Source organism: Sandarakinorhabdus sp., assembly GCF_040398645.1.
In the GTDB taxonomy this organism is placed as follows: domain Bacteria; phylum Pseudomonadota; class Alphaproteobacteria; order Sphingomonadales; family Sphingomonadaceae; genus Sandarakinorhabdus.
This window is the reverse complement of sequence record NZ_JBBATR010000027.1, coordinates 4160-8368: the sequence shown is the minus strand read 5'-3', so window position 1 is coordinate 8368 and position 4209 is coordinate 4160. Positions and strand designations below refer to the sequence as shown.

General features: G+C 62.8%; 3 protein-coding genes and 1 pseudogene. All 4 read left to right on the top strand.

From position 1 onward, the window contains the following. Positions 1 to 550 (top strand): peroxiredoxin family protein (locus ABWP50_RS07955; protein WP_353217463.1); only part of this gene is annotated, 550 nt, incomplete at its 5' end. A 32-nt stretch (positions 551 to 582) separates the two neighbouring features. Further along, positions 583 to 1827, top strand: a complete 1245-nt coding sequence (locus tag ABWP50_RS07950; RefSeq protein WP_353217462.1) for a cysteine desulfurase-like protein — start codon at positions 583 to 585, stop codon at positions 1825 to 1827. 50 nt (positions 1828 to 1877) lie between these two features. Continuing rightward, positions 1878 to 3302, top strand: a complete 1425-nt coding sequence (gene leuC / locus ABWP50_RS07945; RefSeq protein ID WP_353217461.1) for a 3-isopropylmalate dehydratase large subunit — start codon at positions 1878 to 1880, stop codon at positions 3300 to 3302. A 307-nt stretch (positions 3303 to 3609) separates the two neighbouring features. After that, a pseudogene (locus ABWP50_RS07940) lies at positions 3610 to 4209 on the top strand (hypothetical protein); the annotation flags it as partial.

Here is a 4209-nt window from a genome sequence, read left to right as displayed (position 1 = left end):
GATGATCAAATTGCGCTTCGCTCTGATTGCTCCGCTTGTGCTGCTGGCGGCGCCCGTTGCCGCCATTCCGGCCGTGGGAGAGGCCGCTCCGGCGGTTGCCGGCACGGATATTGCTGGCAAAACGCGCACGCTTAAACAGCTGGCCGGCAAAAATGGCAGCGTGCTGATGTTCTTCCGGTCCGCATCATGGTGCCCCTATTGCAAGGCACAGCTGATCGCGATGAACGATAGCGCAGCTGCGGCGCTGGAAAAGCGCGGCTACACGCTGGTGGGCCTGTCGTATGACGATACCACTGTGCTTGGGAAATTTGCCGCCGAACGCAAGGTGGCTTGGCCGCTGCTGTCCGATCCGCAGTCAAAGGTGATCGACGGCTGGCAGTTGCGCGATCCGGCCTATGCCGCCGGCAGCCGTGCATATGGCGTGCCGCGCCCGGCGATCTATGTGATTGACAAGAAAGGCGTGATCCGTGCCCGCCTGATGGAAGAGGATTATCGCAAGCGCCCGCAGCCCGAAGCCGTGCTGGCCGCGGTTGACGCGCTGGGCAAGTAATCGCAGCCGCACGCTGCGGGGGGGAAGTGATAATGTTGCCGATGGACCAGGTGCGCGCTGCCTTTCCGGCGCTGGCGCTGACTGACGATGGCGTCGCCCGTCTTTATCTTGATGCGCCGGCGGGCACGCAGGTTGCGGGCCGGGTGGTGGATGCCATGGGCCATGCCATGATTGCCGCCTGCGCCAACAATGGCGGCCTGTTTCGCACGTCGGTGGCGGCGGACAGCATCGCCGATGCGGCGGTTGCTGCGGCGGCGGCCATGTTCAATTGCGCCGACGATGAAGTGATTTTTGGCCTGAACACAACCAGCCTGTTCTTCCAGATGGCACCATTGATTGCTGCCAATTGGCAGGCGGGGGACAATATCCTGCTCACCCGCATGGATCACGATGCCAATGTCTCGCCGTGGCTGCAGGCGGCGCAGGCGCGCGGCGTTGAGGTGCGGTTTCTGGAATGGGACCGCGAGACCTTTGCGCTCAAGCTGGAGACGCTGCCGGACTTGATCAATGCGCGCACCCGCGCCGTAGCCGTGGGCCATGCCAGCAATTTTTTGGGCACCGTCAACGATGTTGCAGCGGTTTGCGCCGCCGCGCGCGCCGTGGGCGCTGTCAGCATCGTTGATGCCGTGCAGTCCGCGCCGCATCTTGCGCTGGATGTCGGCGCGGTTGGCTGCGACGTGATGGCTGCTTCGGCATACAAATTCTTTGGGCCGCACTTTGCCATAATGTATATTTCGCGCCGGCTGCAGGCCATGATCCAGCCGCTGAAAGTACGCCCGTCGGCCGATGTCATGCCGACGCGGCTGATGCCCGGCACACCCAATATCGAGGCCATGGCCGGCACCACGGCAGCGATCGAGCATCTGGCCTGGCTGGGTGAAGCGGCGGGCACGGTGCACGCCGGCGCGCCGCTCCGCCAACGCCTGGTCGCCGGGCTGGCGGCGGCGCAGGCGCATGAGACCGAATTGATGCGGCGCTTCCTGACTGGCATCGCCGCGGTGCCAGGCGTGACCCTGCACGGCATCGCCAACGCCAATCGCCTGCACGAGCGGGTGGCGACATTTACCTTTGAAATCGCAGGCCGCAGCGCCGATGCCATCGCCGCCGATCTGGCGGGCCGCAACATTTTCGTCTGGAACGGCTATTATTACGCGTGGGAACCGGCCGGCGTGCTGGGTTTGCGCGATCGCGGCGCGGTGCGGGTGGGCTTTACCCATTACAACACGCTGGATGAAGTGGACGTTCTCATCGGCGCGCTGGCCGACATCGCCGCCTGAGGGACAATTGCTGCTGGATTTTGGCACACGGGCTTGGCAGAGCGAGCGTCATGAACAGCAGCCCCCGCACCCTGTATCAGAAAATCTGGGACGATCATGTCGTCACCACGCTGGACGATGGCACGGCGCTGATCTTCATTGATCGTCACTTGATTCATGAAGTGACCACGCCGCAGGCTTTCGAAGCCTTGCGCCTGGCTGGCCGCAGGCTGCGCCGCCCCGATCTCACGCTGGCGGTCCCTGATCACAATGTGCCCACCACCAATCGCCGCCTGCCGATCCTCGATCCGATGTCAAAGGCGCAACTGGCGGCGCTGGAACGCAATTGTGCGGATTTCGGTGTGGAACTCTATGCGATCGATGCGCCGGAACAGGGCATTGTGCACGTGATTGGCCCGGAACAGGGCTTCACGCTGCCCGGCGTTACCTTGGTGTGCGGTGACAGCCACACCGCCACGCACGGCGCTTTTGGTGCGCTGGCCTTTGGCATCGGCACCTCCGAAGTTGAACATGTCTTTGCCACCCAGACGCTGCTGCTGCGCCAATCGAAATCGATGCAGGTGCGTGTAACCGGGGCGCTGGGATTTTCGGTGTCGGCCAAGGATGTGGCGCTCAGCATTTGCGGCACGCTGGGTTCGGGCGGCGGGGCTGGTTATGTCATGGAATATTGTGGTGAGGTGATCGATGCGCTGTCGATGGAAGGCCGCATGACGCTGTGCAACATGGCCATCGAAGCCGGCGCGCGTGCCGGGCTGGTTGCGCCCGATGCCAAGACCTTTGCCTATGTGCAGGGCCGCCCGCGTGCCCCCACCGGCGCCGCGTGGGATCAGGCGCTGGCCTGGTGGCAAACCCTGCGCAGCGATGATGGCGCCGTGTTTGACAAGGTGATGACCATCGATGGCAGCGCAATCGCGCCGCTGGTCACTTGGGGCACCAGCCCCGAAGATGTGGTGGCCATCACCGGCCGGGTGCCGCTGCTGGAGAGTTTTGCCGATCCGGCCAAGCGGACGTCTGTGCAAAAAAGCCTGGATTACATGGGCTTGCAGCCGGGAATGCGCATGGAAGACGTGCCGGTTGAGCATATCTTCATCGGCAGTTGCACCAACAGCCGGATCGAGGATTTGCGGGTGGCTGCCGCAGTGGTGGACGGCCGCCGCGTGGCCAGCACGGTGCGGCAGGCGCTGGTGGTGCCCGGCTCGGGCCTGGTCAAGCGCCAGGCTGAGGCCGAGGGGCTGGACCGGATCTTCACGGCGGCCGGCTTTGAATGGCGGGAACCGGGCTGCTCGATGTGCCTGGGCATGAACCCGGATCAGGTGCCGGCCGGCGAACGCTGCGCCTCCACCTCGAATCGCAATTTTGTTGGCCGGCAGGGGCCGGGCGCGCGCACGCATCTGCTGTCGCCGGCAATGGCGGCGGCGGCGGCAATCACTGGCCGATTGACCGATGTTCGCCAATTGATGGCCGGATTCCCGTGACATCTGCCGAGCGGTGCAGCGTGCCGCCGCAATCACATTTGAACGCGGCGCGCCGTTAACGGCTTCGAAAGAGCATCTGCTGTAAGCGGAGCCCTGTTGGGGTCGCATTATCGTGGTTGTGTTGCGTTCAGATTTTGGCATCGTTTCTGTGGATTTTCGCCGCTTGCATTGTCGCGCGCATCATATTTTTGCGTGGTTCGCATTGTTTGTGCTGGCGATTGCAGGGGCAAGCGTCGCACATGCTGCCGACGCGCAGCTGCCATTTCGGGCGATCGACTGTGCAGCGCCGGCGGCGTCATGCCCGAAAATGGCTGAGCGCGGCTGGACATGGATCGATGTTGATACCGCCAGCCTGAAATCATTTGGCCCAGATTGGACGCTGCTGGTCGATAACACGCGGTTCAATGCCATTGTTGTTCAGGTGGACACGCAAGATCGCCGCATCGAACTGCGCCGCGGCGAGGGGTTTCTTGCCAACAACGGGTCGCTTGGCAACAATCTGCGGTTCGAGCTGGCGGTTGACGGCAAAGCGGTCACGGCGTTGCGGATCGGATTTCTGAATATCGACGGCCTGGAATTCATGCGTTCGGTCAGGGCAATGGAAAAGGCCGATTATCAGCAATATATCCTGCGATGGACGGTGTTGATTGCACTGGTCATCGGTGTCTTGTTTTCGGCCTTTTGCTACAATGTGTTCCTGTTGACGTGGCTTAGGACCTCATTTCAACGCTGGTATGTGGTGTGGGTAGCCGGCGCGCTGTGCTACATGCTGGTTTGGTCCGGCGCGGTGCTGAGTGTCATGCCGTTTCTGGCTGGGCCGGCCTCGGTGCGCACATCGGTGTTGCTGGTTGGCTTGCTGATGGTTTCGGGCGCAGGTTTTTTCTTTGCGCTGATGGAGCCGGGCAAG